A 24,275-nucleotide genomic window follows, 5' to 3' on the forward strand; every position below is an offset into this window, starting at 1 on the left:
TCTAGCGTTGACAAGTGGGACACAGATAACTCGATCTATTCCCAAATGGCAGACGGACAATTTCGCGCCCACACCTCGGGCACGGCTCCCCCGCTTGGCCATAGGCGTTCAAGCTCCGCTCAAAATAGCCACTTTCGCCGTTGACATGCACATATAACGCATCGAAGCTCGTGCCACCGGCCGCTAGCGCCCGCTCGAGTACCGATTGCCCCTCGCGCAAAAGTTTCGCTAAACGACGGACCGAAAGGTCACACGCCGGCACGCGACCATCGACCTTCGCCGCCCAAAGCATTTCGTCGGCATAGATGTTGCCGATACCCGACACAATGTTCTGGTTGAGCAATACGGCCTTGATCGGTGAACGCGACTTCATCATGCGGTGTGCAAGTGCAACCACATCGACGGTGGGCTCCAATAGATCGGGCGCGATCTTGGCTGCGGGTTCCGGAACCACGCGTCCATGGGATTCGACCATTTCACAGGCCCAGACCCAACCAAAGGTGCGCTGATCGTTGAAGTTGATTAGGTGCCGAGCGCCGTCCGGCAGGGCGATGTCGAAAGCGGCTCGGGTGTGACGGCCAGGCAGCGTATCGGGAGTGTACGGAGCTTCCACGCGCAATTGGCCGCTCATGCCCAGGTGGATGGCGATTGCGGAGTCGTCGTCAAGCGTGAGCCACATGAACTTGCCACGACGATCCGTAGCGACAACCGTCCGCCCGCGCGTACGACCGATAAACTCCGCGGCGCCACCGAGTTGGCGCCGCACGGCACGAGCGTTGTAGACGAAGGAATCGTCGATGCGGCCACCGGCGACGTAAGTGTCGAGACCGCGGCGTACGGACTCGACTTCAGGAAGCTCGGGCATTAGGCCAGTGCGGTATGCGCCTGATGCGCGGCGTGCATTTCGGCTTCCTTCTTCGTGGCGCCGGTACCGCTGCCCTTAACCACGCCGTCAACCAGCACGTCGACGTAGAAAGTTAGGTCATGGTCGGGGCCGGTGGTGCGCACGGTGTACTCGGCAGCCGGTAGTTGCTTGACCGCCAGGCGCTCCTGCAACAGCGTCTTCCAGTCACGACCGCGAGACTCAGTCGGGGCATCGTCAATCATCTGGTTAAACAGGCGAAGCACGGTCTCGCGGGCAACCTCGAAGCCATGCTGCAGGTAAATAGCACCCAGCAGCGCCTCGGTGGTGTCAGCGAGAATCGAGTGCTTATCCGCGCCACCGGTGGCCTTCTCACCGCGGCCGAGGAGAATGTGCTCTCCCAGCCCGATACTGCGGGCCAGGTCAGCCAGCGCGTACATGTTCACGACACCTGCACGCATCTTGGAAATATCCTGCTCAGCGCGGTCCGGGAAGCGACGGTAGAGTTCTTCAGCAACGCACATGCCCAGCACGGCGTCGCCCAGGAACTCTAGCCGCTCGTTATTGGTCAGCATGCCATTTTCATTCGCGAAACTGCGGTGGGTCAAAGCGAGCTTCAGGGACTCCTCTGGTAGCTCAACACCGAGTTTTTCCAGCAGCGGGGCGTGATCGACGGCCTCGAAAGCCGCCTTTCTAGCCGCCTCACCGGTTAGCCGACGCTTGCGGCTCATCCGTTATATCTCCTTTAAAGTCTTCGTCTAAGTCGTCGTCGATTACTTCTCGTCGCCGAGCGAGCCAAACTTTTCCGCCAGGCCAGCCCAACGCGGATCAATGCGCTCCTCTTCACCCGAGATGCCGTCTGGCTCCGGCACTTCTGAGTCCGACTCAGCACAGCTGGAATCGAAATCCAGACAGGTCGGATTGAAGGGCAGATTCAAGCCCGCCTCATCGATGACGGCTTGAGTGATATCCACCGTATTGTCGACGATCTGGCCAACTTCGTCCTCGAGGTCTTCTTCCTCGGCATCGTCGCCTGTGATGAAGTCCTCGTTGTTGGAAAAGACAGCCGAAATGTGGAAGCTGAGCTCCGGATTCAGCGGGGCTAGGCAGCGCACGCACTCGCCGGTGGCCTTGGCAGTCACAGTCGCGTCAACCATGACACCGCTGCCGAGGTTCGTGACAATGCCGTCAACGACAACCTCCTCGCCAGCGGCGATGCCAATCATCTCGACACCAACGCGGACAGGGCTATCGCCTACCTTGCGGAACTGCTCGGGCATGCCGCCCTGCAGACATGTCGAAACGTCCAGAACAAATGGGGATGAGTCAGTCATGATAGACCTCAGTCTACCCCGAAGATGCGCTAACGCTCGTACCGGCGGCGTTCCTGTCCCTCGGAGAAGGAAGACGGCGCGTTCTGAGCCCCTGCACCACCGCCGACGGCACCGGCTCCCGAACGCAGTACCGAGCGATTGCGACCGACATTGCGCAGGGTCTCCTGGAGAGTCTGTTCAAACTCGGCGAGCTTGGAATCGACGTAGCGGTCACACTCTTCGCGGAGGCGAGAGGAATCCGCGTGCGCGTCAGAAAGCAGACGATTCGCCTCGTCATTGGCTTCGCGGACGACCGTCGACTCAGCGACCAGGCGAGCCTGCTCCTCACGGCCTTCCGCAACGGAACGCTCGTAGGATTCGTTACCAGCGTGAATCAGGCGATCGGACTCGGCAGAAGCACGATCCACAATGCTGTCGTACTCGTGCTGAGCATCCTCGCGGAGGCGACGGGCGTCGTCCTCAGCGGCCGCGACGGTGCCAGCTGCGTGGGCATTGGCATCCTCGACGGTGTGGTTAGCGCGGGCCTCGGCCTCGTCGACAATGCGATGGGCTTCTTCATCCGCAGTCGAAATGGTGTTGTTCGCCCGGGCTTCAGCATCGTTGATAATCTCATCCCGCTGGTCCAAGACATCCTGCGCGTCATCGAGCTCAGCCGGGAAAGCATCCCTCAGCTCATCGAGCAACTCGAGAACACGCTGACGCGGAACCATACAATTGGCCGACAGTGGCACGCCGTGTGCCTCTTCTAGGATCTGGACCAGTTCATCAAGAGATTCGAAGACGCGAAACATGACTTACATGCTACTTCAGTCGGCGCTGCAGGGCGTGCAAGACAGGCTCAGGAACTAGCCCTTCCACCGAACCGCCGTAGCGAACAACTTCCTTCATCAGTGTCGACGACACATGACCGTACTTCGGATCAGCTTCCACAAAGAGAGTCTCAATGCCCGTCATGCGCCGATTCATCTGCGCCATGGGAGCCTCGTACTCGTAGTCCGCCGCCGAGCGCAGCCCCTTGACCAGGCAGGAGATGCCCTGCGCGGAGGTGTAGTCAACCAACAGCTTCGACCAGGAGTCCACCTGCACATTGTCCAAGTGCTGCGTGCACTGCCGAATGAGGTCCATGCGCTCTTCGACATTGAACATGCCCTGCTTATTCGGGTTGTGGGTAACCAGCACGGTCACCTGATCGAATTGGCGCGCGGCACGCTCAATCACATCGAGGTGACCAGAGGTCATGGGATCGTAGGAACCGGGGCAGCATGCGTGAGTCATAGAGGTCAAACCACCTTTGGCCGTCGTAAAGCGTAAAGAAGAACGTTAAGCGTTGTAGATAGCGGTGTCGAAGCGCGCCAAACCGTGAATGCGACGCTTCAGCTTCTGCTGGAGCTGTTCGTAGCCCTCGGGCCACTGCGTCTCCTCGTCATCGCGGTGACGCTCCACAGTCACGACCGCGCCCGGCGCGAGGAAGCTACGCAGCGCCTCGAGCATCTCTGTAACGGCCTCCCCCACCAACTCATAGGGCGGATCCGCGATGACGCGGTCAAAAGGCTCGCCCGGCGCGCCCGCAAGGTACGACGACACTTTCATCGGAGACAGGGCCACATCGGGATGCCCCACGGTGCGAATGTTCTTTTCAATAGCGGCAATGGCGTTCGGATCGTTTTCCACCAACACGACGGAACGCGCGCCGCGAGAAGCCGCTTCCAAACCGAGCGCACCCGAGCCAGCAAACAGGTCGAGAACGCGAGTTCCCTCTAGCCCAAAGCGTGTGGACCAGGAGGAAAAGATGGCTTCCTTCGCGCGGTCACTAGTTGGCCGAGTGGTCTCTCCCTTAGGCGCGACTAGCCTACGACCGCGTGCCTCACCTGCAATAATGCGGGTCATCTACTTCCCTTCGTGCGATGTGTTCTCGTTGCCGTTGTGCTGTGCCGTGGCGCTGTGAGTTGCTGGCGTGATTCGTGCCAGCAGCTGACCGCCTTCGACATCCACAAATTGATCTGCCGCCACCTCCGCGACCGTGCCCGGGCAGGGCGCTAAAACCGGCGCTTCTAGCTTGACGGCCTCCACGACCGCAATGACCTGACCGGTCGTCACCGAGTCTTTCTCGGCGACCTCCCAGCGGACTACTCCTGCAAAAGGTGCACAGACATTTACCATGCCCAACAGTCTACTTTGGTCTTACTAGGAGCGGTCCAAGTAGTTCGACTGCTCTTCATCGATATCGGAGATAAGCTCTCCCACAAGCCTTTCATCACTGTCGAGGAGAGCCGTGGCATCGTGTCGGGTGCGCTCGATGATCTCGCCGTCGGTGGTGAGGTCCACCAGGCCGAGGCCTGTTGCCAGTCCCGATTGGTCATCGCCGAGCAGATCGCCGAAACTACGCGTGGCCAGGTCCAACTCCGCCAGTTGAATGCCGTCGGTGGTGGCGGCAATGCGATCTAGCCGGGTGCGCTCTGGTGTCTGTGAATGCGTGTGTGTACACAGGAAGCACAGTCCACCCCGGTCACCACGGCCGACACGACCGCGCAGCTGGTGAATCTGCGAGATGCCGTAGCTCTCGGCGCGGCGAATCATCATGATCGTGGCCTCTGGTACATCCACGCCGACTTCGATAACTGTCGTGGACACCAGTACATCGAGCTGTCCTGTGGCAAAGGCCTGCATCACGCGGTCTTTGTCCTCCGGTGCCATATTGCCGTGCAACTGACTGATACGTACACCGGGAAGTTTCTTCCTCGCTCGGTCGAACACCGCCTCCACGGACTCGTCGAGGAACTGTTCCTCGTCGCGGGTAATGCGGGGACAGACAATGAAGGCGCGGTTGCCCTTGGCCACTTCTTCCCCAATGCGTTCCCAGGTTCGTGCCTCCCAGCGCGGCTTTTCCAGCGTCGGTACGACAAAAGATTGGATCTCCTGACGTCCCCGTGGCAATTCCGTCAACTGCGAAACTGCGAGGTCGCCAAAAATGGTCATCGCTACCGTGCGCGGAATCGGGGTTGCCGACATCACCAACAGATGCGGTGTCATTCCACCCCGTCCCCTGCTTCGCAGCTGATCGCGCTGGCGCACACCAAAGCGGTGCTGCTCATCGACGACCACCAGCCCGAGATCGAAGAACTCCACGCCCTCACTGAGCAGGGCATGCGTGCCGACGACAATGTCAGCCTCCCCGTTGACTGCCTCCAACAGGGTTGCCCGGCGCTCCTTCGTCGACATCGATCCCGTCAACAGTCGTACAGTCACTGCTACTCCGGCTTGCTCCAGCATCGCTGTCAGCGATCGGTAGTGCTGTTGGGCCAGGACTTCCGTCGGCGCCAGCATCGCGCACTGCCTGCTGGAATCGACTGCTTGCAGCATTCCCAGTAGGGCCACCACGGTCTTACCCGAGCCGACTTCACCTGCTAGCAGGCGGTTCATCGGGTTAGACCTCGCTATATCCTGCGCGATATCGGCTGCGACCGCGACCTGACCGTCGGTAAGCGAAAACGGCAACCCCCGGCGTAGCTCGTCGCGAAGTCCCCCGGCGACTTCCATGCAGGCCGGAGCGGTGAGACTCGCTTGAGTACGCTTGCGTGCACCAACGGCGAGCTGGAGCTCAAGCGCTTCGTCGTACTTCAGTCGGGCAAGCGCGATGTCGGGGCCCGCGATGGAGGGAAAGTGTGCGCCACGCAGTGCGGAGTCGAAATCGGTAAGTCCCTCCGGCGTGGCGGGCAATGGGTCTGGCTGCAGCGGTAACCATTCGAGGATGCGCTGCATGTACAGAGCCAGGTGAATACCCGCTACTCCTTTACGGCCACGGTAAATGGGCAGATAGGGGCGCGTGAGCAGCCGCTGCATCTCCGCAATCCCCTTGGCTGTCTTCGTCAGTGTGGCCAGCTTGCCAGTGGCTGCGCCTACCGAACCATCGGCTTTAAGCACCATGCAATCAACATTTTTCAGCTGTAGCTCATTGCGGAACTCGCTGAGCGTGCCAACAATGAGTAGACGCACACCGGGGTGCAGCATATTGCGCAGCCATTCGGCACCGAAAATCGCGGCCGGAAGAATGCGCACGCCGTCGCTGACATAGATTTTCAGTGGCTTGCGTCGGTCGGCGAAGGCGGGCGCTGGCGAAATGCTGTGCACCTCCACGACTGTGGTGATGGTGTCGCCAATGTCGGAAAATGACACATCTAAGCTCTTACCCTGCGCCACGTAGCGCTTCGGGAAATTCGTCAGCGCATCCGAGACGGTCTCCATACCAAAAGCCGTATGCAGCTTTTTTGCAGTCTTTGGCCCCACCACGATATTCAGGGGCGTGCGCGCATAATCCGAGCCGAGCCATCCGAGCATCGCGCTACTCGATTCCTACCTGCACCAGCTCATCGATGCCGGTCGCATCATAGGCTACGACCTCCACAGGCTTGTCCAGCCGCGCCCGCACTTGCGCTATGTCCACGCCCTCAGCTCCGCGCCCGAGCAGCAGAGTCACTAGTTCCCCGCCGCCAGCCAACAGGTCTGAGATGGTCTCTGTGAGCGCGTCAGTCAGGGGCTTATCGACGTCCGCAGCGACTACAGCCGTTCGCGTGCCATTGGCAGCCTCTCCCATCGCATACGCAGCAACCGCCAGCGGCAGCTCAGCCGAATGCACGGCCAAGGCAGCAAGGCCAGCCGGAATGGAGTCTGTGGACACTACCGCGAGAGTCGGATTAGCCGCAGCAGCAGCGAATTCGATATCCGCCAATTCCTGGTCGCTGACCAGCCCATTTGGCAGCAGGATAACCTCGTCCGCGCCCCTCATGGCAGTCAGTGCCTTGGTGACCACATTGTCAGCGAACTCCTGGTCGGCGATGGCTGCGCGATCTGTGGGAGTGGATGTGGGAGTCGGAGCGGGGGTCGGGCTGATAGCAATCGCCCCAGAGGAGGTGATGAGATCATTCAGCGGACCATCCGGCACTACCGCAATGAGGATGCGAGTGGAGTCAGGTGTTGTCTCCGGCTCATCGAGCACCTCGATACGGATGCGTTCCGGACGACCGAAGTCAAGTGCTGCCTCGATAACCGCGCCCGGCTCCACTGTGTGGATATGCACCATGTACTGCGCGGTCTCCGCATTACCAGCATCACCTGCGATGATGAGCGAATTGCCCAGCGGGTTCAACCGCTCTCGCAGCGCTTCCACCGCCTGGGTATCCGCCAAGGAAATCAGGTACATGACCTCCATCTCAACGGTGGCTACGTGTGGCGCGTCGACATGCAAATCGACCGGTGCGGCTGCGCGGCCGCTGACTTCGTCGGCAAGCGCGTCGAGCAGAATGACCAACCCCGCGCCGCCGGCGTCGACCACGCCCGCCTGCTGCAGTGCCGGGAGCTGGCTGGGGGTTTTCGCCAGCGCATCGCGAGCGGCATCCGCGATCGTGTCGGCGAGCTCCTCAATCGAGTCGCCCTCAAATTCCTCCGCGGCAATCGCGGCGTGCCGCAGGACTGTCAGAATCGTGCCCTCCACCGGATTGGCAATCGCTTGGGAAACATGTTGCACAGCTAGCTTTAGCGAGTGTTGTACCGACTCAACGCCAATGCCACTACCGGAGGCAGCCTCAGCCACCGCGCGAAAAACCTGCGAGAGCACAGTGCCCGAATTACCGCGGGCGCCGCGCACTGCACCGGCAGCTAGGGCCGCGGTGACTGCGCGAACATCGGAAGCGTCAGCCTTTTGCGCTTCCTCATAGGCCGAACTCAACGTCGCGAGCATATTCGACCCGGTATCGGAATCCGGTACTGGGAAGACATTGAGACTGTTGATCTCATCGCGGCGGGATTGAAGCGCGTCAATCCCCCGGGCAACCCAGCCGACAATGGCGGCAGAACCAATCTGCAAAGACATGAATTCCTATTCTAGCGTCCAGTCGATAGGGGTAGCTCCCTGACGAATCAGCGACTCATTGGCCCGGCTGAACGGACGCGACCCGAAGAACCCACGGGATGCCGACAGCGGTGACGGGTGCGGCGAACAGATGCAGTCCACGCCGGGGAGCCAACGCTGCAAACTCTGCGCGTCGCGTCCCCACAGAATGGCCACGAGAGGCTGATCACGGGCGACCAATGCTTTGATGGCATGCTCCGTGATTGCCTCCCAGCCCTTACCGCGGTGCGAGGCAGCAGCACCCGGGCGCACGGTCAGTACACGGTTGAACAGGGCCACGCCCTGCCTACTCCACGGAGTGAGGTCACCGTTGGAGGGAGTCGGGAGCCCCAGGTCGGAGGAGTACTCCTTAAAAATATTCGCCAACGACCGCGGTACCGGCTTCACATCCGGCTGGACCGAGAAGCTAAGCCCCATCGCATGCCCCGGGGTCGGGTACGGGTCCTGACCGATAATGAGCACCTTGACCTCATCGAATGGATAAGTAAAGGCGCGCAGCACATCGGTGCCCGCGGGCAGGTAACCGTAGCCGGCCGCGTTCTCCTCGCGCAGGAACTGCCCCATCCGGTGGATGTCATCGGCCACTGGCTCCAGCGCCTTCTGCCACCCTTCTTCGACCGGCAACGGATCCATGTCATGCAGCCTTTCTTCTCAAAACCTCTTCGAACTCTTAAAAGGAAACCCAACCGGCATCGCGGGCAGGAGGTTTGCCGTCGATAAGCACCGAATCGAACTTTTCCTTCGACACCGTACCGATAGCGCGGAACCCCGTCGGAGGCTCCCCCGGCGTCGAACCGATCAGTGTATGGTCCTCCCCTCCGGTGAGCACCCACTCCCACGGGTCGATGCCCAGGTATTCACCAGCGGCAATCTGCAACTCATCGGGCGCAATAGCACTGCTGTCAACTTCCAAAGTAACCCTGGAGGCCTGCGCAATAGCGCGGAGATCCACCACCAGTCCATCGGAATTGTCCGTCAGTGAACGCACACCTGTGGCTCGCGCCGTGGCACCCCTGCGATATTCAAATTCGGGCGTACAGTGTGCTGCCACCAGCTGCGCAAACTCGCTTGGAACCTTTGCCGGGCTTCCGCAGTGCTGAAGCAGCGCAAGGCCCGCAGCAGAGTAGCCGATGCGTCCCGACGCAATCACCGTATCCCCCGCGCGTGCTGCTGAGCGCAGCAGCGGCCGCCCAAGCCCACCGAGTTCGCCCATCGCACTGATGGAAATCACCAGAGAATCTCCGCTGACCATGTCACCACCGACGAGTTCCGCCGGACATTGCTTGCCTTCCTGCCACAATCCCTCGGCGATACCGGTGACCACACTCACCGGAGTATGCAACGGTGCTGAGATGGCGAAAAGCATGGCCGTTGGACGCGCACCCATCGATTCGATATCGGCGAAATTCTGTACTGCGGCCTTAGCTCCAACTTGCTGAGGTGTCGACCAGTCCAGGCGGAAGTGGCGCCCTTCCACCAACATGTCGGTGGAAGTGACAAAACGGGCGTTGGGGGTTGTCTGCGTCAAGACGGCGGCATCGTCGCCATTGCGTGCCGACGGGGCGATAGCCCGGATGGCCTCAATGACCCCAAACTCGCCAATATCGCCAATGGTCAATTCAGTCACAGTGTCGAGTCACATTCCTAATAGTCGATGGTTAACCGTTAATAGCGGAACCCGTCTCGGTATTGCCCCCAACCAATTGGAGTTGGTACCGGACAACGTAGAATCAGGCCCATGGTAGACGCACCCCCATCGGGAGAAACAGTTCAGTCCAAGGGTAGCCGGACACGCGCGGGCATCGCACTCGCTATCGCCATTATCGCTATCCTCGGCATTATTTTTGCCGCAAAGATTTACCAGGATAATCAGGCGACAAAGCCAGTCGCGATTTCCAATCCGGAGCTTCCCGCCAATGACTCGCCCGAGTGTGCGGAACTGCTCGACCGACTGCCAGATCGCGCCGCAGGTCTGGTTCGCGCCGACATTGCAGAGCCGGCTCCAGAAGGCGCCGCTGTGTACCGAAACTTGGAACAAGACCGCATCACGCTGCGCTGTGGCGCGAACGTACCTAGCCAGTACAACGAACTGGCTAAGACCGAAGAGGTCAAGGGCATTTCGTGGCTGCGCGTGGTCGACAGTACCGACGAGTCTTTGGCGACTTGGTTCACCGTCGGGCGCGAACCGGTTGTTGCGATTACCGCCGAAGGAAATGCAGAGGCGGAGGATGCCCTGAGTGACCTCGCCGAGGCGCTGCGCCCGGACTCCGAGTACAAGAACAAGCCGGAGCGCGGCGGCGTCCCACTGGTAGAACTGGCAGCTCCGGAAGCTGATAAGCGCTGCAGCGGCTTGGAGGCTGCCCTCCCCCGCGAGCTTGGCAACCGTCACCGTCTGAGCGCAGAGGAAATGCCGGCTGACATGCCGAAGGACATGGTCATTTGGGGCGGCACCCCAGCAGATCCGGTGGTGCTGCGCTGTGGTGTCGACGAGCCGGCTGGCTATAGCACCACCACGCAGCAGCTGACGCAGGTTGGCGACATTGTCTGGTTCAACGAACCAACGCTTTCCTCCGGTACCTCCGCCACCTGGTACGCCATGGGCCGGGAGCGCTTCGTCGCCGTTGAAATGCCGATGTCGGAGGCCAGCTCACTAATGCCGGTGCTCTCCTCGGTCATCGCGGACAACCTGGAGAACATCTCGCCGAGCGAAGAAAAGTAAGAACCAACTTCTATCGACGAGCTACCAGCGCCCGCTCAATCAGGGCGCTGAGCAGCTCCTCGTAGGCAACACCGGAAGCCGCAAACATCTGCGGGTACATCGAAATCGGGGTAAAGCCCGGCATGGTGTTGACCTCATTGATAATCGGGCCATTATCCGTGACAAAAAAGTCCACGCGAGTCAGCCCATCAGAGCCTAGTGCCCTGAACGCCCGACGAGCATCCGTGTCCAGTGCCTTCAAAACATCCTCCGGCAGCTCAGCCGGGATCTGCGCCGAGACGACATCATCCAAGTACTTGGTCTCAAAACCGTAGAAGCCCTCGTCGGAGTCCTCCGTGCCACGCAGCAGGGACGGGACAGAGACCTGAAGGCTGCCGTCAGCGCGCTGCAGCACGCCAATCTCCACCTCGGCGCCGTCTACACCGGCCTCTACAATGACCTTCCAGTCGTGCTCTCGGGCCAGCTCTACCGCCGCATCCAGATTCGCCCAATCATCCACGCGGGAAATGCCAATCGACGATCCACCACGGGCAGGTTTAACGAACACCGGCAGGCCAAGGGTCTCCTTGTCCTCGTCGGAAAGCGACTCGCCAACATGCAAAACAACCTGCTTGCCAATAGGAAGCCCCGCTGCCTGCAAGAGATTCTTCGTGCGTTCCTTATCCATTCCCGCAGCGGAAGCGAGCACGCCCGGGCCGACATAAGCAATGCCGGAAAGCTCAAAGAGCCCCTGAATCGTGCCGTCCTCGCCGTGCGGACCGTGGAGGACCGGGAAGATAACGTCGACGGTGTCGAAAACCTCGCCGGCGCGATCACCGGTGACGAAGCGGAATTCACCGCGGCGTGACGGCGAGGTGCTCAGCGCAACCTCCTCGCCCGGGATGACCTCAGGCATCGTACGCCCCTGCGTGCGCAGCGTATCCGTCTCACGCGTCCCGACGGTCCAGACACCATCCTTGGTAATACCAATGGGAACCACTCGGAAGCGGTCCTCATCCAGGTGATCCATAATTGCGCCGGCCGAGACACAGGAGACGCTGTGCTCAGGGCTTGCGCCACCGTAGATGACGGCGACGGAAATGCGATCTGCAGACGAGCTATTCGACGAAGTCATGGTGACTTAGTTTAGCCCCGACCTCGTTGAAGTGGTTACTCCGACTTGCGGCTTCGCCCCATCAGCTTGCGAATTGTCTCATCGACCTTCGCGCCTTCGTGGCAGACGGCGTAAACGGCCTCAGTAATTGGCATTTCCACGCCATTGCGACGAGCGAGGTCACGGACCGAGATTGAAGAAATCACACCCTCAGCCACCTGACCGCGCGTAGCGTGCTGCGCCTGCTCCATCGTGTCACCGCGACCGAGACGGTCACCGAAGGTGCGGTTACGCGACAGCGGCGAGGAACAAGTGGCCACCAAGTCACCGAGGCCCGCCAATCCCGCGAAAGTCTTATCTTCTGCACCAACCGCGTCGCCCAGACGCGTGATTTCCGCCAAGCCACGGGTGATAATGGTTGCCAGCGTGTTCTCACCCAATCCTTGACCAGCGGCCATACCGCAGGCCAACGCAATGACGTTCTTGCAGGCACCGCCGATTTCGCAGCCGATCACATCGGTGTTGGTGTACGGGCGGAAGTAATTAGTGGCAACTGCCGCCTGAATCATCTTGGCGTTGTTCTCATCGGCGCAAGCAATCACCGTTGCCGCTGGCTGCTCCATCGCAACTTCGCGGGCGAGGTTCGGGCCGGACAGCACCGCAATACGCTCTGCTGGCAGGTCTGTGACCTCCGCAATGACCTCACTCATGCGCAGATGTGTCTCGCGCTCCACACCCTTGGCCAGGCTGAGCAGAATCGTCTCCGGCCCGATGAAGTCCTTCCAGACCTTGAGGTTGTCACGCAGAGTCTGCGAGGGCACGCCCAGCACCACCACATCCGCGCCCTTCAGCGCGGCCTCTGCATCCGAGGTGGCTTCGATGTTGCGCGGCAGCCCCAGACCAGGCAGGTAGTCGTGGTTTTCGCGGCTGATCTGAATACGCTGTGCCTGCTCCGCACGTCGCGACCACAGCCGTACAGGATTGCCCGCATCAGCAAAAACCTTGGCGAGCGTCGTGCCCCACGAGCCCGCACCCATCACTGAAACCTGCACCATCGCCGCGACCTTCCTCCGTTAGTCTCTAATCTCCAACAAGTCTAGCGAGACGTTCTCACACTGCGATACTAAACTAGGTCGGCGACAAAGGATTGAAAGGGAATTCACGATGATGCACGAAGAGGACAAGGACCTCAAGGGCGATACCTCCGTGACCGGTCGCCTGCGCCAGATTCCAACGAAGCCAGGTCAGGATGTCACCAAGCCGACCTTCGCGGCCGGCGCGGTTCTATGGCGCGGCGATGTCCACAACCCTGAAATCTGCGTGATTCACCGTCCCTCCTACGACGACTGGTCGCTGCCGAAAGGCAAGCTCGACGCCGGCGAGAACCTCATTGCCACCGCCGTCCGCGAAATCTGGGAAGAGACCGGTTACCGCATCCGTCTGGGCAAGCTCGTCGGCAACGTCTCTTACCCTGTCGCCGGACGCACGAAGCTGGTCTGGTACTGGACCGCTGAGGTTCTCGACGGCGAATTCGAGCAGAACTCCGAGGTCAACGAGCTTCGTTGGGTCTCCTGGGACGAAGCCGAGGAGCTGCTGTCCTACGACCTCGACCGCGACGTGCTGGTCAAGGCCCGCAAGCGCATGAACAAGGAACCGGACACCCGTCTCATTCTGGTTCGCCATGGGCGTGCGCACCGTCGCACCAACTGGAACGGCAATGATGCACTGCGGCCACTGGATAAGAAGGGACGTCGTCAAGCGGAACTGCTCGTCTCTGCCCTGGAAGGCTTCCGCCCCGAGCGGATCTACTCCGCCGAGCCCGTGCGTTGCCAGGACACCGTCGCGCCACTCGCCGCAGAGCTGGGAATGCAGGTCACAGTCGACGAACGGCTTGGCGACGAGCACTGGATTGCCAACCAGGTTGAGTCCAAGAAGGCATTCGAAGACATTGTCGCGCTAGGCGGAGTCAGCGTCATCTGCTCTCAGGGCATCACCATCCCAGACCTGCTTGCCGCCTGGTCCGCTGAGGGCACCTTGCCCTTCGACGAGGAAATCCTGTGCAAGAAGGGCTCTGCCTGGGTGCTGGGCTTCAACGACGGTGTGATGACCACGGCTGATTACTACGCCTCGGCGCTGCCGGTGAAGTAGTTTGTGAGGATTTTGACCTACAGCGTCTTAGGCTTGTGGGCCGGACGACTCTCCTCGTAGGCCACAATGTCCGCTTCGTTGCGCAGGGTCAGGGAGACGTCGTCAAGCCCTTCCATCAGACGCCAGCGGGTGTAGTCGTCGACCTCGAACGGGAAGACCTGCTCACCGGCCTCGACGGTGCGGGTCTCCAGGTTGACGGTGAGCTCCATGCCAGGGTTAGCCTCCAGCAGCTTCCACAGCAGCTCGACATCGGACTGCTGCATCTGTGCGGCGAGCAGCCCCGCCTTGCCGGCATTGCCACGGAAGATATCGGCGAAGCGGGAGGAGATGACGACGCGGAAACCGTAGTCCATCAGGGCCCACACGGCGTGCTCGCGGGAAGAACCGGTACCGAAGTCCGGCCCTGCTACGAGGACGGAGCCCTTTGCGTATTCCGGACGGTTGAGCACGAAGTCGGACTCGTTGTTGCGCCAGTTGCTGAACAGGCCATCCTCGAATCCGGTGCGGGTGACGCGCTTTAGGTAGACAGCCGGGATGATCTGGTCAGTGTCGACGTTGGATCGCTGCAGGGGAACGCCGACGCCGGTGTGAGTATCAAACTTTTCCATAGTGAAAGGTCCTTAGAAGTTCTGCTTGGGTCTGTTGTACAAAGATCGGCAGTGAGAGTCAGTTAGAGATCAGCCGGTGCTGCGAAGTGACCGGCGACGGCAGTGGCTGCGGCGACAGCCGGGCTGACCAGGTGGGTACGACCACCCTTGCCCTGACGGCCCTCGAAGTTGCGGTTGGAGGTCGAAGCGCAACGCTGGCCCGGGGTCAGCTGATCCGGGTTCATGCCCAGGCACATGGAGCAGCCCGGCATACGCCATTCGGCGCCTGCCTCTTCGAAGATCTTGCCCAGTCCCTCTTCCTCAGCCTGCGCACGGACCTTTGCGGAGCCCGGCACGATGAGCATCTGGACGCCGTCGGCAACCTTGCGGTCCTTCAGCACGTCGGCGACGGCGCGCATGTCCTCGATGCGGCCGTTGGTGCAGGAACCTACGAAGACCACGTCGACCTTGACGTCGCGCATCGGGGTGCCCGGCTTCAGATCCATGTACTCCAGTGCGCGTTCGGCCGCGATGCGGTCGGAGTCCTCAGCGATGAACTCCGGATCTGGCACGGTCTCCCCCAGCGGCACGCCCTGGCCAGGGTTAGTACCCCAGGTAACGAATGGAGTCAGCGCGGAACCGTCGATTTCAACGACCTTGTCGAACTTCGCGTCCTCGTCAGTAACCAGGGACTTCCAGTATTCGACTGCCTCGTCCCACTGCTCGCCCTGCGGCGCGTGCGGGCGGTCCTTCAGGTATTCGAAGGTGGTCTCGTCCGGAGCAATCATGCCGGCACGGGCACCGGCTTCGATGGACATGTTGCAAATGGTCATGCGGGCTTCCATCGACAGCTTCTCGATGGCCTCGCCGCGGTACTCAATAACGTGGCCCTGACCACCGCCGGTGCCAATCTTGGCGATAATCGCCAGAATCAAATCCTTGGCGGTAACACCATCCTGCAGTTCGCCGGTGACGTTGACCGCCATGGTCTTGAAAGGCTTCAGCGGCAGGGTCTGGGTAGCCAGAACGTGCTCAACCTCCGAGGTACCGATACCGAAGGCCATAGCACCGAAAGCACCGTGGGTTGCGGTATGCGAGTCACCACAGACGACGGTGGTGCCCGGCTGAGTCAGGCCCAGCTGTGGGCCGACGACGTGCACGATACCCTGTTCGCGGTCGCCCATCGGATGCAGGCGGATACCGAACTCCTCGGCGTTCTTGCGCAGTGTGGCAATCTGGGTACGAGAGGTCGGCTCCTCAATCAGATTGATTTTGCCGCCGGCGACAGTGGTCGGAACGTTGTGGTCCTCGGTTGCGATGGTCAAATCCGGGCGGCGTACCTTGCGCCCTGCCAGACGGAGGCCATCAAAAGCCTGCGGCGAGGTAACCTCGTGGACGAGGTGCAGATCGATATAAATCAGATCTGGTTCGCCGTTGTCGCCTTGCTTGACTACGTGGTCATGCCAGACTTTCTCGGCCAGAGTCTTCGGGCTGGTGTCCGTGGTGCGCATAGTGGGTGAGCCGCCTTCCGGATATATCTCTTTTATCTCAAGGAATGAGATGTTAATATCATGGCATGGGACAGATTAGCACATCCGAGACGCCAGCTCTAAGTGGCATTAAGGTTCTCGACCGTTCGGTACTCATTCTCAAGTCTGTTGCAGAAACTCCACGCACCCTCGCCGAGCTCTGTGACGACACCGGCCTGCCCCGCGCCACCGCCCATCGGCTGGCCACGGCGTTGGAAGTACACCGCCTTGTCACCCGCACTCCGGACGGCCGCTGGACGACGGGCCCCGGCCTCACCGAGATCACGCCTGTCACAACCGACCTGCTTGCCGACGCCGCAGCGCACATCCTGCCGAAGCTAGTAGAGGTAACCGGAGAGTCCGTGCAGCTCTACCGTCTCACCGGCGATACCCGCACCTGTATTGCCTCCATGGAGCCCGCCACCGGACTGCGCAACACCGTGCCAGTTGGCTCTCGCATGCCGCTAACCGCCGGCTCCGCCGCACGTGTTCTCCTGGCCTTTGGCCCGGCCAACCTCGCTGAGCGAATGCTTCCCGACGCCGACTTCAACCAACAGGACCTCGACGACTGCCGACGTCTCGGCTGGTCCGAGTCCATGGGTGAGCGCGACCCCGCACTTGCCTCCGTCTCCGCCCCGGTTTTCGACAGCAACCAGCGCATGATTGCAGTCCTATCCGTCTCCGGCCCCGTGGAGCGCATGACTCCGTCGCCCTACGAATGCTGGGGCGCAAAGGTTCTCGCCGCCGCTGAGGAGATGAGCTCCCGACTGTAATGCCCGCTTACCGTCACCTTGTCCTTCTTCTGTCCATGTTCGCGGCGGTCGGTTCGTCCGTCGTTCACATGGGTGTGCCTTTTCTCATCCCATCCCTACAGGAAAACGGCTTAAGCCTCTCCGCCGCCGGCCTCGTCGCAGCAATGCCGGCGGCCGGTATTGTCTTCACGCTCATCGCCTGGGGCTGGTTTGTCGACCGCTATGGCGAACGCGCAGCTCTGTTCGCCGGCCTGACCTCTACTGCCTTAACGACGGGGCTTGCGGCGCTAGCTTCGTCGTCAAGCCCGGCTCTGCTCGGGGCCACGCTCTTTCTCGCCGGGTGTGCGGCGGCGAGCGTGAATTCGGCATCCGGCCGCGTGGTGTCGGGCTGGTACCCACCGCATCAGCGCGGCACTGCGATGGGCATTCGCCAAATGGCTCAGCCCCTCGGCGCTGCACTATCAGCGGTAACCCTGCACCCTCTCGCGCAGAATTACAGCATCGGAGTCGCACTCGCGATGCCCGCAATCCTGTGCGCCGTGCTGGCGTTGCTTGTACTGATAGGCGTGAAGAATCCCCCTCGCCCTGATGCCTCGAACCCCACCGTCACGGCCAGCCCCTACCGGGACGGCAAGTACCTCGTGCGCATCCACATCGCCTCGGCGCTGCTGTCCTGGCCGCAGTCGATGATGGGTGCCTACATTCTGGTGTGGTTGCTGTCTGTGGGGTACTCCGATGGCACGGCGGGCACAATTGTGATGGTCTCGCAGCTGCTCGGTGCCGGATCGCGAGCACTGATGGGTGTGGTCTCTGACCGAGTGCGATCTCGCATCCGCCCCTACCGCTGGGTCTCGGGTGCGACCTTTGTTTTGGCTGTCGCAATGATGATTGCCAGCTGGGCTGATTGGCGCACGCTTGGAACTTTGCTGGTCTGCGCACTGGCCGTTGCTGTGGTCAGCCCGAATGGACTCGCCTTCACCGCAGTTGCTGAATACGCAGGCCCCTTCTGGTCCGGACGCGCTATGGGTACGCAGAACACGTTCCAGAACATTATCTACGCTGCAACGCCTCCGGTTTCGGGTGCGATTGTGGCCGCTGCGGGCTTCCCCGCGCTGTTTGCCGTCACGGCTCTGTTCCCCGCCGCCGCGCTGGGTATTGCGCCACGAGAAGACCAGAACCGCAACGGGCGGGTGCGGGTCGAGCTTGACTAGCTAGCTCCGCGCCCACCAAACAAATCGAGCCACGCACGCGCACCAGTGCACAGCCAGCAAACACAGCAGCCCAGCGCTAACCACGTATAGCCACTGCACGCCGGTAGTGTCACCCAGGCTGTGCGTACCAAGACTCAGAGTGCCCACGGGGAAGGTTGCACCCCACCAACCAGGGCTATAGCCGGCCCAACGGATTACGGCGCGGGTGAATCGTCGTAAAGCAATGACGGCGAGGAAGACACCGACGATGAGCACAGCGGTGCCGTAAGCAACAGCGAAGGTTCGGTTGAAAAGCAGCTGCGCAGCAGCCGTGGACTGACCGACCAGCCCGAGCGGAATCCAGGCAGTACCGGCGATGGAATCGGGGATGCGCATGGTGCCAGAGAACAGCGCGACGTAGCAGCGTACGAAAACCGGCAGAACCGTAATCAGCGCCATCCAAAAGAGTATTTGTGCGCAGACGTGATAGAACGTGCCGTAGTCAACGCTCAGCTGCGCGCCACTTGTCGCCGCCACCATCGGGGCGACTAGCGCGAGGCCCCACTGAAAAGCTGGTTCGCCTTCGAATCCTCGCAGCTGACGAAGGCTGACGTAGATAGCCAGCGGCGCACCAATCCACCAGGACACCAGCTGCCACGATGAGTTACTAGATAGCGCAGTCGCAGCACTACCGAGAGCCATGATGCCCATCGAGAGCATGCCCCACGGTGCCATCAACTTCGAGTGGAAAGGCGGGTTTCGAAGACGCAACCAGCCAACCACTATGAAACCGAGAATGCCTACTGCCACGATGAGAAGCAGCTCCGGAACCATCGGCACGTCATGAATGTGCGCAAGCGTAGCGAAGATGGACGTACCCATCAGAGATCCTGCCCACGCGGGCCCGGCGGGCGCAAGCACATCACTGCGAGGAGAGTCGGTCATGCCCATACCGTATTTGCGCTTGCTGCAGTCACAGATATCACGAAACTCTGTGAGGGGTACCATAGATGCATGTACCCCTCCGCTGTAGCCGAGCTCGATGCACTTCTCACCGTCGCCCGTGCGGGGTCGATCTCGAAGGCTGCGCGTGAGCTCGGCACCAACCAGCAGACCATGTCCGCACGCATCGCACGGGCGGAGAAAGCGCTGGGAATCACCGTCTTCGAACGCTCCCCCTACGGCGTCTCGCCTACGGAAAAAGGGCAAGTGCTTATCGACGCCCTCCCAGACCTCCTCGCCGCCTGCCACAGGTTTTCGGGCATTGCCGCCAGCTTGCGTTCCGACGATGTTCCCCGCCACCTCACCCTTGCGGTGTCCAATACTGTCGCTGAGCTCTACTACCCCGGCTGGGCCGCCGAGTTCCACCGGCAACATCCCGCAGTCAAACTGTCGATGGTGCAGGCAAACTCCCGGGAGGTCCGGCAACTAGTAGCCGACAGTGCGGTGGACTTTGGTCTGGTAGAGGGCGAGGCTGGTCGGCACGACCTCGAAGAGCAGATCATCGGCACCGATGAGCTGGTCCTCGCCGTGCCGACGGGGCACCCGTGGACTGAGCGGGCCGAGATATCCATCGAGGAACTGCGCACTACCCCGCTGGTTATTCGCGAACCCGGTTCCGGCAGTAGACAGGTCGTGGAAGATGCACTGGGGAATCTCGCCGAACCCGCGGGAGAATTCGGATCCCTGTCAGCACAGCGTGCTGGCATGATTGCGCTGGCAGCGCCAACAATCATCGCCCGCGGCGCAATTCGCGATCAGGTAACGCTCGGGCGCATCGTCATCGTCCCCACCCGCACCCGTTTTACTCGCAATCTCAGCGTGGTTATGCGTCGTGGCAGTGAAGCTAGTGGGGACATTTCGGAATTTATCCGCATTGCTAGTCCTATACTTAGCAAGCATGAGCAATCCCAATGATGAACTCTTTTCCTCCGACCGCTACGATGCCGGTATCCAGATCCGCCGCGAGGTAATGGGCGACGAATTCGTCGATGCCGCCCTCTCTCGCAACGCCGGCTCCGATGGAGAGACCCTGCAGAAGCACATCACCGCCACAGTCTGGGGTTCTGTCTGGAGCCGCGAAGGACTGGCCAAGCGTGATCGCTCCCTGCTCAACATTGGAATGCTCGTCGCTCTGCGCGCCACCGAAGAGCTGCGCGGCCACATCAAGGGTGCCCTCGCCAACGGCCTGACCCGCACCGAGATCACCGAAGCCATCGTCCACGCTTCTGGTTACTGCGGCGCACCAGCTGCACTGTCCGCGATGAAGGTCGCGCAGGAAGTGCTCGTCGCTGAGCTTGGCCCGCTTGACGACGACGATCAGTAGGCAGCCCACGGGCTATCAGGCCCTGGCCTCCGCGTTAGTACATCAGTGATGCGGCGCAGCAGCCACGACAGTGGCAGGGCGATGGCAGTGGTGACAATTGCCACTGCCAACATCGAGCCCTGGAAGGTCTGATAACCCATCAAGCTCATTACCCAGTCCATGACCAACACGTGGACGAGGAAGAACTCGTAGGAGACCTCCCCCAACCACATCAAGGCTGGATGACGAAGCCCCCCTTACCTCCGTGCCCAGCGCAATCGGGGCCACGAATGCGCCTGCGGACAAGCCATACAGCGTGGTCTTCCACAACGCCTGGTCGACATCATCCGGCACCAAGGTTGCTGGCCCCACGTGAGTGGTTGTGGATAGGAAAAACAGGACTAGCGCTATCAGCCAGCTGGCCGCCAAATTGACGCGCCAGCCAACTTTTCGCCCGTAAGCCAGCAGCATTCCGATGGCGAACCAGTCGAAATACGCCATCGGCCACAGCCGTGCCACTACCGGCAGCAGCCCTTCCTGATGCGACAGCACAGTCCAGACCGGGCCAATAAGGCCAAAACCAATAATGATGGCCAACGTTGGACCAGGCCGCAGCCGCCCCTTTGTGATCGTCCAGATGCCAAGCCCCACCAGCGGCAATACCAAGTAGAAGCCGACTTCCACCACCATCGACCACATCTGCGGCAAGCCCGGGTGAATCCAGCCGAATTGGAGCGTCTGGGTAAACGACATCGTGCGCAACCAGCCCTGTAGCCCTCCACCAGATGGTGGTGGCTCGTCTGCAGTGTGAATCAGAAAGGCCGCAGTGACCACAATCCAGTAGGCCGGCAGGACTCTCTTCGCACGGCTGGTGAAATACTTCCGCAAGTCCGGTCGGTTCGCGGGGACGTCGTCAGGCGAACCGAGCCAGCGCCCTGTGAGCAGAACCGCACTGAGCACGAAGAAGATGGTGACGCCAATTTCGAATCGACCGTTGAGGCGCCCCCACCAATCGCCGGTGTAATTGCCCGTCCAAAACGCGGCATGCGTGAGCAGGACGCCGAACGCGCCGATGGCTCGGATGCTGGTCAGCTCCGGAACGTAGGTGGACTTGGCCGAATTCATGCCAATATTTTAGGAGCGCAAAGTACTTCCCCGTGTTATTTCGGCAAAAGTGGAATCTACATAATTTCTTCTACATATTCTCGACGGTGCTCAAAATGTACTGAGCAGATTCACGCAACCGCTCCAGCTCCCAGCTGTTTAGCTGTGGCGGCATACGGCGAATGATTCCACCTCGGCCAATCACCGCAGGCATCGACAGCGAGACATCCGGCAACCCGTATTCACCATCCAAGCGTGTACACACCGGGTGGACGCTGTTTTGATCCAGCATCACCGCACGGGCAATTTCCAAAGCGGAGCGTGCAACACCGGCATTAGTCCAGCCCTTGGCATTGAGAACATCGTAAGCTGCCCCGACCACGGCATCTTGAATTTCTTGCGGTGAAGGCAGCGGCGTGCCATGCCATTTTTCCAGTTCTGCCCACCTCACACCTTGAACATTGAGTGTGGACAAAATTGGGACAGCCGTAAGCCCGTGCTCACCCATCATGTAGCCAGTGACTGACTTCGGGTCGATGCCGAGCTGCTTGGCCACCACCCAGCGCAGTCGAGCCGAGTCCAGCATGGTGCCGGTACCAAAGAGCTTTTCCGCGGGGTAGTCGAACTCGGTATGTGCCAAGTGCACCACCGCATCGAGTGGATTAGTAATAAAGAGGACGATCGCATCGCGCGTATGCTTCACGATTCCCGGCATGACATCGCGAACCACCTCCCCGCTGAGCTTGGCCAATCCGGCACGGTCCGGACGGGAATCCGGGTCGTCCGGGTCCGGGAGAATGGACGCACCAGCAGCGACGATAATCATATCTGCGTCAGCACAATCGCTGTAGTCGCCAGCATGCACATTGACATAGTCCGTGCCGGGAACACCAGTGGACTGGGATTGGTCCAGAGCCTCGCCATGCGCGACGCCTGGTGCTGCGTCAATAGTGGCAATCTCAGCGAACAGCCCGGATTCCATGGCATATGTCAGAACATACGAACCGACGTGACCGAGACCAATACAAACGAGTTTTGAATGTTTCATAGTTTCGATACTAGGACTGTGGAAATCCAGTGCCGCGGTGGAGGGGTGAGCAGCAAGACAAGAGCCTCCACTCGATTACGAGTGAAGGCTCTTGTCTCTATATATCTTTGTACCCCGTACGGGATTTGAACCCGTGTTACCGCCGTGAGAGGGCGGCGTCCTAGGCCGCTAGACGAACGGGGCTTAGAACTTTCATCCGCGCGCTGCGGACTTGTTAAACAATACACTAGACGTGGATAGTAACTGCAAATCACCAGGTCAAAGCACTAAATTCCAAGTGTTTCCGCATTTTCTGCCAATGCGTTTTTAAGCTCCGCTTCATCCATTCTTCGCAAAGTCGCAACTTCGGCGACAGTGTCCCGCAACGCGGCGATGACCTCGGCAGAGACCGCCTCCGCCGCATCACCGCTTCCGGGCTCGCGCGGAAGGTCAGTTTCCAGCAAAAGCCTATCGACGGGCACCTGCGACACATAGGCCCGTCCGCGTTTGGTCCGCAACATGAGCGGATTGACGGAGATGTAGCCACCGGCTCGGATAAGCCTGGTCAGCTCATCGTTGGTGCCACCGAAACGGTGAAAGATGGGCACGAGATTCTCACCGGGCACCATGCCCGCGTCGGTGTTCAAGCGTGGTTCCAGCAGATCAAGCACCGTATCGGCGCTGCGGACTGTGTGAATGGACAGGATATGCGGCTGGCTCGAAGCTTGGACAGCATCGAGGATGCCGGTGAGGACATGGATTTGAGTCTCGGCGGGAACGTCGTCAAGCCTGCGGGGCGCGAAGTCCAAGCCAATCTCACCGACGAAACGGGTGTGTGGAAGGGCCTCGCGAAATATCTCAAGCTCGCGCTCGTAGTTGCCGTCGATATACCACGGGTGATAGCCGACTGCGGCCATGGGGAGATTTTCGCGCTCTAGCTCGACAAATCCGGAGGGGCGGACTGTCTGCGCGATGATCTCCACGCCTTCCTGCGCAATATCGGCTTTGAAGCACTCGCGCGAAGCCGGTGGCAGGAAATCGTAGTGAAAGTGGGTATCGATGAGCCGCATCATTTTTCCGTTGGTGGCTGGTTTTCGTCGGCCGGACCGCCGATGCGCGGGGCCAGCGGGGTTTCCTCGAACCCGAGCAGACGGCGAATGACCTTTCCGGCCAGCATCTGCCCCATGATTGGCGGTATGTAGCTCATGGTACCGAGGGTTTCCGCCTTGGTACCGCTGCCCTTGTCCGCAATTCTCACTGGCTCTTCGGATGAGTACAGCACCTCAAGACCGCGAATGCGTCGGCGGATACACACCTGACGGACGACCTTCGCCAGCGGACAGACCTTTGTCTTATTGATTTTCGAGAAGGTCAGCCGAGCTGGGTCGAGCTTATTTCCGCCGCCCATAGCGGAAATGAGGTGGACACGATTTTCCGCGCACCACTGCGCGATCTCAATCTTGCCGGTGACATCGTCGATAGCGTCGATGATGTAATCCGGACGCGGGAACTGCTCGAAGGTCTCCGCCAGGTTTTCGCGTGTGAGAAAAATCTGGCGGGCATAGGTCGTACAATCCGGGTTGATATCGGCAACCATCGCCTCCATGACCTCGGCTTTGACCCGGCCAATCGTGGAGACAAAAGCCAGCGCCTGACGGTTGAGATTGCTCGGCTCCACGACATCACCGGGTTAAGTGACAAAAAGTGTGTCTGATTTTCA

26 protein-coding genes and 1 tRNA gene are annotated in these 24,275 nt (G+C 60.5%); 6 read left to right on the plus strand and 21 right to left on the minus strand.

The window, feature by feature from the left end; all coding sequences use genetic code 11:
- Position 1 precedes the first annotated feature (1 nt).
- Genes mutM through HMPREF3053_RS01495 form a run of 11 tightly spaced genes read right to left on the minus strand, consistent with a single transcriptional unit; the run spans position 2 to position 9,728 of the window.
- A complete protein-coding gene (gene mutM / locus HMPREF3053_RS01445) occupies positions 2 to 865 on the minus strand; it encodes a bifunctional DNA-formamidopyrimidine glycosylase/DNA-(apurinic or apyrimidinic site) lyase (RefSeq protein ID WP_070767143.1) in 864 nt (287 codons plus the stop codon).
- Entirely contained in the window at positions 865 to 1,593 is a 729-nt protein-coding gene (gene rnc / locus HMPREF3053_RS01450; RefSeq protein ID WP_049194014.1) for a ribonuclease III, read from the minus strand. The genes mutM and rnc overlap by 1 nt, the downstream gene beginning before the upstream one ends.
- 42 nt (positions 1,594 to 1,635) lie before the next feature.
- Positions 1,636 to 2,196 (minus strand): YceD family protein, encoded by a 561-nt coding sequence (locus tag HMPREF3053_RS01455; RefSeq protein WP_048735478.1) that lies wholly within the window; start codon positions 2,194 to 2,196, stop codon positions 1,636 to 1,638.
- A gap of 29 nt (positions 2,197 to 2,225) precedes the next feature.
- Positions 2,226 to 2,987 (minus strand): SPFH domain-containing protein, encoded by a 762-nt coding sequence (locus tag HMPREF3053_RS01460; protein WP_016422541.1) that lies wholly within the window; start codon positions 2,985 to 2,987, stop codon positions 2,226 to 2,228.
- 10 nt (positions 2,988 to 2,997) lie between these two features.
- Positions 2,998 to 3,471 (minus strand): pantetheine-phosphate adenylyltransferase, encoded by a 474-nt coding sequence (coaD, locus tag HMPREF3053_RS01465; protein WP_049189535.1) that lies wholly within the window; start codon positions 3,469 to 3,471, stop codon positions 2,998 to 3,000.
- A gap of 45 nt (positions 3,472 to 3,516) precedes the next feature.
- On the minus strand, positions 3,517 to 4,083 hold the full coding sequence (gene rsmD / locus HMPREF3053_RS01470) for a 16S rRNA (guanine(966)-N(2))-methyltransferase RsmD (protein ID WP_049189536.1): 567 nt from the start codon (positions 4,081 to 4,083) through the stop codon (positions 3,517 to 3,519).
- A complete protein-coding gene (locus tag HMPREF3053_RS01475; protein ID WP_070439653.1) occupies positions 4,084 to 4,356 on the minus strand; it encodes an acyl-CoA carboxylase biotin carboxyl carrier protein subunit in 273 nt (90 codons plus the stop codon).
- 24 nt (positions 4,357 to 4,380) lie between these two features.
- On the minus strand, positions 4,381 to 6,531 hold the full coding sequence (locus tag HMPREF3053_RS01480) for an ATP-dependent DNA helicase RecG (RefSeq protein ID WP_070767144.1): 2,151 nt from the start codon (positions 6,529 to 6,531) through the stop codon (positions 4,381 to 4,383).
- A gap of 4 nt (positions 6,532 to 6,535) precedes the next feature.
- Complete coding sequence (locus HMPREF3053_RS01485) at positions 6,536 to 8,062, minus strand: DAK2 domain-containing protein (RefSeq protein ID WP_048735464.1); 1,527 nt, start codon at positions 8,060 to 8,062, stop codon at positions 6,536 to 6,538.
- Positions 8,063 to 8,068: 6 nt separating this feature from the next.
- Positions 8,069 to 8,734: a uracil-DNA glycosylase gene (locus HMPREF3053_RS01490; RefSeq protein ID WP_048735462.1), complete on the minus strand. Its 666-nt coding sequence runs from the start codon at positions 8,732 to 8,734 to the stop codon at positions 8,069 to 8,071.
- Between the two features lie 37 nt (positions 8,735 to 8,771).
- Positions 8,772 to 9,728: a thiamine-phosphate kinase gene (locus tag HMPREF3053_RS01495; RefSeq protein ID WP_049171566.1), complete on the minus strand. Its 957-nt coding sequence runs from the start codon at positions 9,726 to 9,728 to the stop codon at positions 8,772 to 8,774.
- A gap of 111 nt (positions 9,729 to 9,839) precedes the next feature.
- Here HMPREF3053_RS01495 and HMPREF3053_RS01500 point away from each other — a divergent pair, with 111 nt between their 5' ends.
- The gene (locus HMPREF3053_RS01500) at positions 9,840 to 10,820 is read left to right on the plus strand and encodes a DUF3515 domain-containing protein (RefSeq protein WP_070429308.1); all 981 of its coding nucleotides are present in this window, start codon (positions 9,840 to 9,842) and stop codon (positions 10,818 to 10,820) included.
- A gap of 10 nt (positions 10,821 to 10,830) precedes the next feature.
- Here HMPREF3053_RS01500 and HMPREF3053_RS01505 read toward each other — a convergent pair whose 3' ends face one another.
- Positions 10,831 to 11,934, minus strand: a complete 1,104-nt coding sequence (locus HMPREF3053_RS01505; RefSeq protein WP_049171570.1) for a D-alanine--D-alanine ligase family protein — start codon at positions 11,932 to 11,934, stop codon at positions 10,831 to 10,833.
- A gap of 35 nt (positions 11,935 to 11,969) precedes the next feature.
- A complete protein-coding gene (locus HMPREF3053_RS01510; RefSeq protein ID WP_016422532.1) occupies positions 11,970 to 12,968 on the minus strand; it encodes an NAD(P)H-dependent glycerol-3-phosphate dehydrogenase in 999 nt (332 codons plus the stop codon).
- Between the two features lie 112 nt (positions 12,969 to 13,080).
- Here HMPREF3053_RS01510 and HMPREF3053_RS01515 point away from each other — a divergent pair, with 112 nt between their 5' ends.
- On the plus strand, positions 13,081 to 14,061 hold the full coding sequence (locus tag HMPREF3053_RS01515; RefSeq protein WP_210400035.1) for an NUDIX hydrolase: 981 nt from the start codon (positions 13,081 to 13,083) through the stop codon (positions 14,059 to 14,061).
- A gap of 17 nt (positions 14,062 to 14,078) precedes the next feature.
- On the opposite strand, the gene leuD is transcribed toward HMPREF3053_RS01515, so the two are convergent.
- Both leuD and leuC read right to left on the minus strand, forming a co-directional pair.
- Complete coding sequence (gene leuD, locus HMPREF3053_RS01520) at positions 14,079 to 14,669, minus strand: 3-isopropylmalate dehydratase small subunit (RefSeq protein WP_049189541.1); 591 nt, start codon at positions 14,667 to 14,669, stop codon at positions 14,079 to 14,081.
- Between the two features lie 62 nt (positions 14,670 to 14,731).
- Positions 14,732 to 16,159, minus strand: coding sequence for a 3-isopropylmalate dehydratase large subunit (gene leuC / locus HMPREF3053_RS01525; protein WP_049189542.1), 1,428 nt, complete (start codon positions 16,157 to 16,159; stop codon positions 14,732 to 14,734).
- Between the two features lie 65 nt (positions 16,160 to 16,224).
- Here leuC and HMPREF3053_RS01530 point away from each other — a divergent pair, with 65 nt between their 5' ends.
- Together HMPREF3053_RS01530 and HMPREF3053_RS01535 are read left to right on the plus strand one after the other, a co-directional pair.
- Positions 16,225 to 16,950: an IclR family transcriptional regulator gene (locus HMPREF3053_RS01530; protein WP_070767146.1), complete on the plus strand. Its 726-nt coding sequence runs from the start codon at positions 16,225 to 16,227 to the stop codon at positions 16,948 to 16,950.
- Positions 16,950 to 18,140 carry an MFS transporter gene (locus tag HMPREF3053_RS01535; protein WP_049189543.1) on the plus strand — a complete coding sequence of 397 codons (1,191 nt, stop codon included), beginning with the start codon at positions 16,950 to 16,952 and terminating at the stop codon, positions 18,138 to 18,140. Before HMPREF3053_RS01530 ends, HMPREF3053_RS01535 begins: the two co-directional genes overlap by 1 nt.
- On the opposite strand, the gene HMPREF3053_RS01540 is transcribed toward HMPREF3053_RS01535, so the two are convergent.
- Positions 18,141 to 19,064, minus strand: a complete 924-nt coding sequence (locus HMPREF3053_RS01540) for a TDT family transporter (RefSeq protein WP_070767149.1) — start codon at positions 19,062 to 19,064, stop codon at positions 18,141 to 18,143.
- Positions 19,065 to 19,133: 69 nt separating this feature from the next.
- Between HMPREF3053_RS01540 and HMPREF3053_RS01545 the strand changes: the two genes are divergently transcribed.
- Positions 19,134 to 20,036, plus strand: a complete 903-nt coding sequence (locus HMPREF3053_RS01545) for a LysR family transcriptional regulator (protein WP_070767147.1) — start codon at positions 19,134 to 19,136, stop codon at positions 20,034 to 20,036.
- On the plus strand, positions 20,020 to 20,445 hold the full coding sequence (locus HMPREF3053_RS01550; RefSeq protein WP_070549654.1) for a carboxymuconolactone decarboxylase family protein: 426 nt from the start codon (positions 20,020 to 20,022) through the stop codon (positions 20,443 to 20,445). The genes HMPREF3053_RS01545 and HMPREF3053_RS01550 overlap by 17 nt, the downstream gene beginning before the upstream one ends.
- 42 nt (positions 20,446 to 20,487) lie before the next feature.
- Here the strand turns inward: HMPREF3053_RS01550 and HMPREF3053_RS01555 are convergent, their stop codons facing one another.
- The 5 genes from HMPREF3053_RS01555 to HMPREF3053_RS01575 all read right to left on the minus strand — a co-directional run bounded on the left by HMPREF3053_RS01555 (position 20,488) and on the right by HMPREF3053_RS01575 (position 24,233).
- Positions 20,488 to 21,549 carry an acyltransferase family protein gene (locus HMPREF3053_RS01555; RefSeq protein ID WP_246816307.1) on the minus strand — a complete coding sequence of 354 codons (1,062 nt, stop codon included), beginning with the start codon at positions 21,547 to 21,549 and terminating at the stop codon, positions 20,488 to 20,490.
- A gap of 70 nt (positions 21,550 to 21,619) precedes the next feature.
- Positions 21,620 to 22,576, minus strand: coding sequence for a lactate/malate family dehydrogenase (locus HMPREF3053_RS01560; RefSeq protein WP_048735408.1), 957 nt, complete (start codon positions 22,574 to 22,576; stop codon positions 21,620 to 21,622).
- 110 nt (positions 22,577 to 22,686) lie between these two features.
- Positions 22,687 to 22,759 (minus strand) — tRNA-Glu (locus HMPREF3053_RS01565).
- An 83-nt stretch (positions 22,760 to 22,842) separates the two neighbouring features.
- Positions 22,843 to 23,628 carry a TatD family hydrolase gene (locus HMPREF3053_RS01570; RefSeq protein ID WP_246816309.1) on the minus strand — a complete coding sequence of 262 codons (786 nt, stop codon included), beginning with the start codon at positions 23,626 to 23,628 and terminating at the stop codon, positions 22,843 to 22,845.
- Positions 23,625 to 24,233, minus strand: coding sequence for a tRNA threonylcarbamoyladenosine dehydratase (locus HMPREF3053_RS01575; protein WP_246819355.1), 609 nt, complete (start codon positions 24,231 to 24,233; stop codon positions 23,625 to 23,627). The genes HMPREF3053_RS01570 and HMPREF3053_RS01575 overlap by 4 nt, the downstream gene beginning before the upstream one ends.
- Positions 24,234 to 24,275 lie beyond the last annotated feature (42 nt).

The sequence above is a fragment of the Corynebacterium sp. HMSC064E07 genome, from assembly GCF_001815745.1.
Taxonomy (GTDB): Bacteria; Actinomycetota; Actinomycetes; order Mycobacteriales; family Mycobacteriaceae; genus Corynebacterium; species Corynebacterium jeikeium_D.

Excerpts from the sequence above, each read along its gene's own strand:
- leuD (WP_049189541.1), bottom strand. The coding sequence starts at position 14,669 with ATGGAAAAGTTTGATACTCACACCGGCGTCGGCGTTCCCCTGCAGCGA.
- HMPREF3053_RS01460 (WP_016422541.1), bottom strand. The coding sequence starts at position 2,987 with ATGTTTCGCGTCTTCGAATCTCTTGATGAACTGGTCCAGATCCTAGAA.
- HMPREF3053_RS01510 (WP_016422532.1), bottom strand. The coding sequence starts at position 12,968 with ATGGTGCAGGTTTCAGTGATGGGTGCGGGCTCGTGGGGCACGACGCTC.
- mutM (WP_070767143.1), bottom strand. The coding sequence starts at position 865 with ATGCCCGAGCTTCCTGAAGTCGAGTCCGTACGCCGCGGTCTCGACACT.
- HMPREF3053_RS01530 (WP_070767146.1), top strand. The coding sequence starts at position 16,225 with ATGGGACAGATTAGCACATCCGAGACGCCAGCTCTAAGTGGCATTAAG.
- coaD (WP_049189535.1), bottom strand. The coding sequence starts at position 3,471 with ATGACTCACGCATGCTGCCCCGGTTCCTACGATCCCATGACCTCTGGT.
- HMPREF3053_RS01480 (WP_070767144.1), bottom strand. The coding sequence starts at position 6,531 with ATGCTCGGATGGCTCGGCTCGGATTATGCGCGCACGCCCCTGAATATC.
- HMPREF3053_RS01490 (WP_048735462.1), bottom strand. The coding sequence starts at position 8,734 with ATGGATCCGTTGCCGGTCGAAGAAGGGTGGCAGAAGGCGCTGGAGCCA.
- rsmD (WP_049189536.1), bottom strand. The coding sequence starts at position 4,083 with ATGACCCGCATTATTGCAGGTGAGGCACGCGGTCGTAGGCTAGTCGCG.
- leuC (WP_049189542.1), bottom strand. The coding sequence starts at position 16,159 with ATGCGCACCACGGACACCAGCCCGAAGACTCTGGCCGAGAAAGTCTGG.
- HMPREF3053_RS01535 (WP_049189543.1), top strand. The coding sequence starts at position 16,950 with ATGCCCGCTTACCGTCACCTTGTCCTTCTTCTGTCCATGTTCGCGGCG.
- HMPREF3053_RS01545 (WP_070767147.1), top strand. The coding sequence starts at position 19,134 with ATGTACCCCTCCGCTGTAGCCGAGCTCGATGCACTTCTCACCGTCGCC.
- HMPREF3053_RS01570 (WP_246816309.1), bottom strand. The coding sequence starts at position 23,628 with ATGATGCGGCTCATCGATACCCACTTTCACTACGATTTCCTGCCACCG.
- HMPREF3053_RS01540 (WP_070767149.1), bottom strand. The coding sequence starts at position 19,064 with ATGACCGACTCTCCTCGCAGTGATGTGCTTGCGCCCGCCGGGCCCGCG.
- HMPREF3053_RS01505 (WP_049171570.1), bottom strand. The coding sequence starts at position 11,934 with ATGACTTCGTCGAATAGCTCGTCTGCAGATCGCATTTCCGTCGCCGTC.
- HMPREF3053_RS01515 (WP_210400035.1), top strand. The coding sequence starts at position 13,081 with ATGCACGAAGAGGACAAGGACCTCAAGGGCGATACCTCCGTGACCGGT.
- HMPREF3053_RS01555 (WP_246816307.1), bottom strand. The coding sequence starts at position 21,549 with ATGAATTCGGCCAAGTCCACCTACGTTCCGGAGCTGACCAGCATCCGA.
- HMPREF3053_RS01475 (WP_070439653.1), bottom strand. The coding sequence starts at position 4,356 with ATGGTAAATGTCTGTGCACCTTTTGCAGGAGTAGTCCGCTGGGAGGTC.
- HMPREF3053_RS01485 (WP_048735464.1), bottom strand. The coding sequence starts at position 8,062 with ATGTCTTTGCAGATTGGTTCTGCCGCCATTGTCGGCTGGGTTGCCCGG.
- HMPREF3053_RS01500 (WP_070429308.1), top strand. The coding sequence starts at position 9,840 with ATGGTAGACGCACCCCCATCGGGAGAAACAGTTCAGTCCAAGGGTAGC.
- HMPREF3053_RS01560 (WP_048735408.1), bottom strand. The coding sequence starts at position 22,576 with ATGAAACATTCAAAACTCGTTTGTATTGGTCTCGGTCACGTCGGTTCG.
- HMPREF3053_RS01550 (WP_070549654.1), top strand. The coding sequence starts at position 20,020 with ATGAGCAATCCCAATGATGAACTCTTTTCCTCCGACCGCTACGATGCC.
- HMPREF3053_RS01455 (WP_048735478.1), bottom strand. The coding sequence starts at position 2,196 with ATGACTGACTCATCCCCATTTGTTCTGGACGTTTCGACATGTCTGCAG.
- rnc (WP_049194014.1), bottom strand. The coding sequence starts at position 1,593 with ATGAGCCGCAAGCGTCGGCTAACCGGTGAGGCGGCTAGAAAGGCGGCT.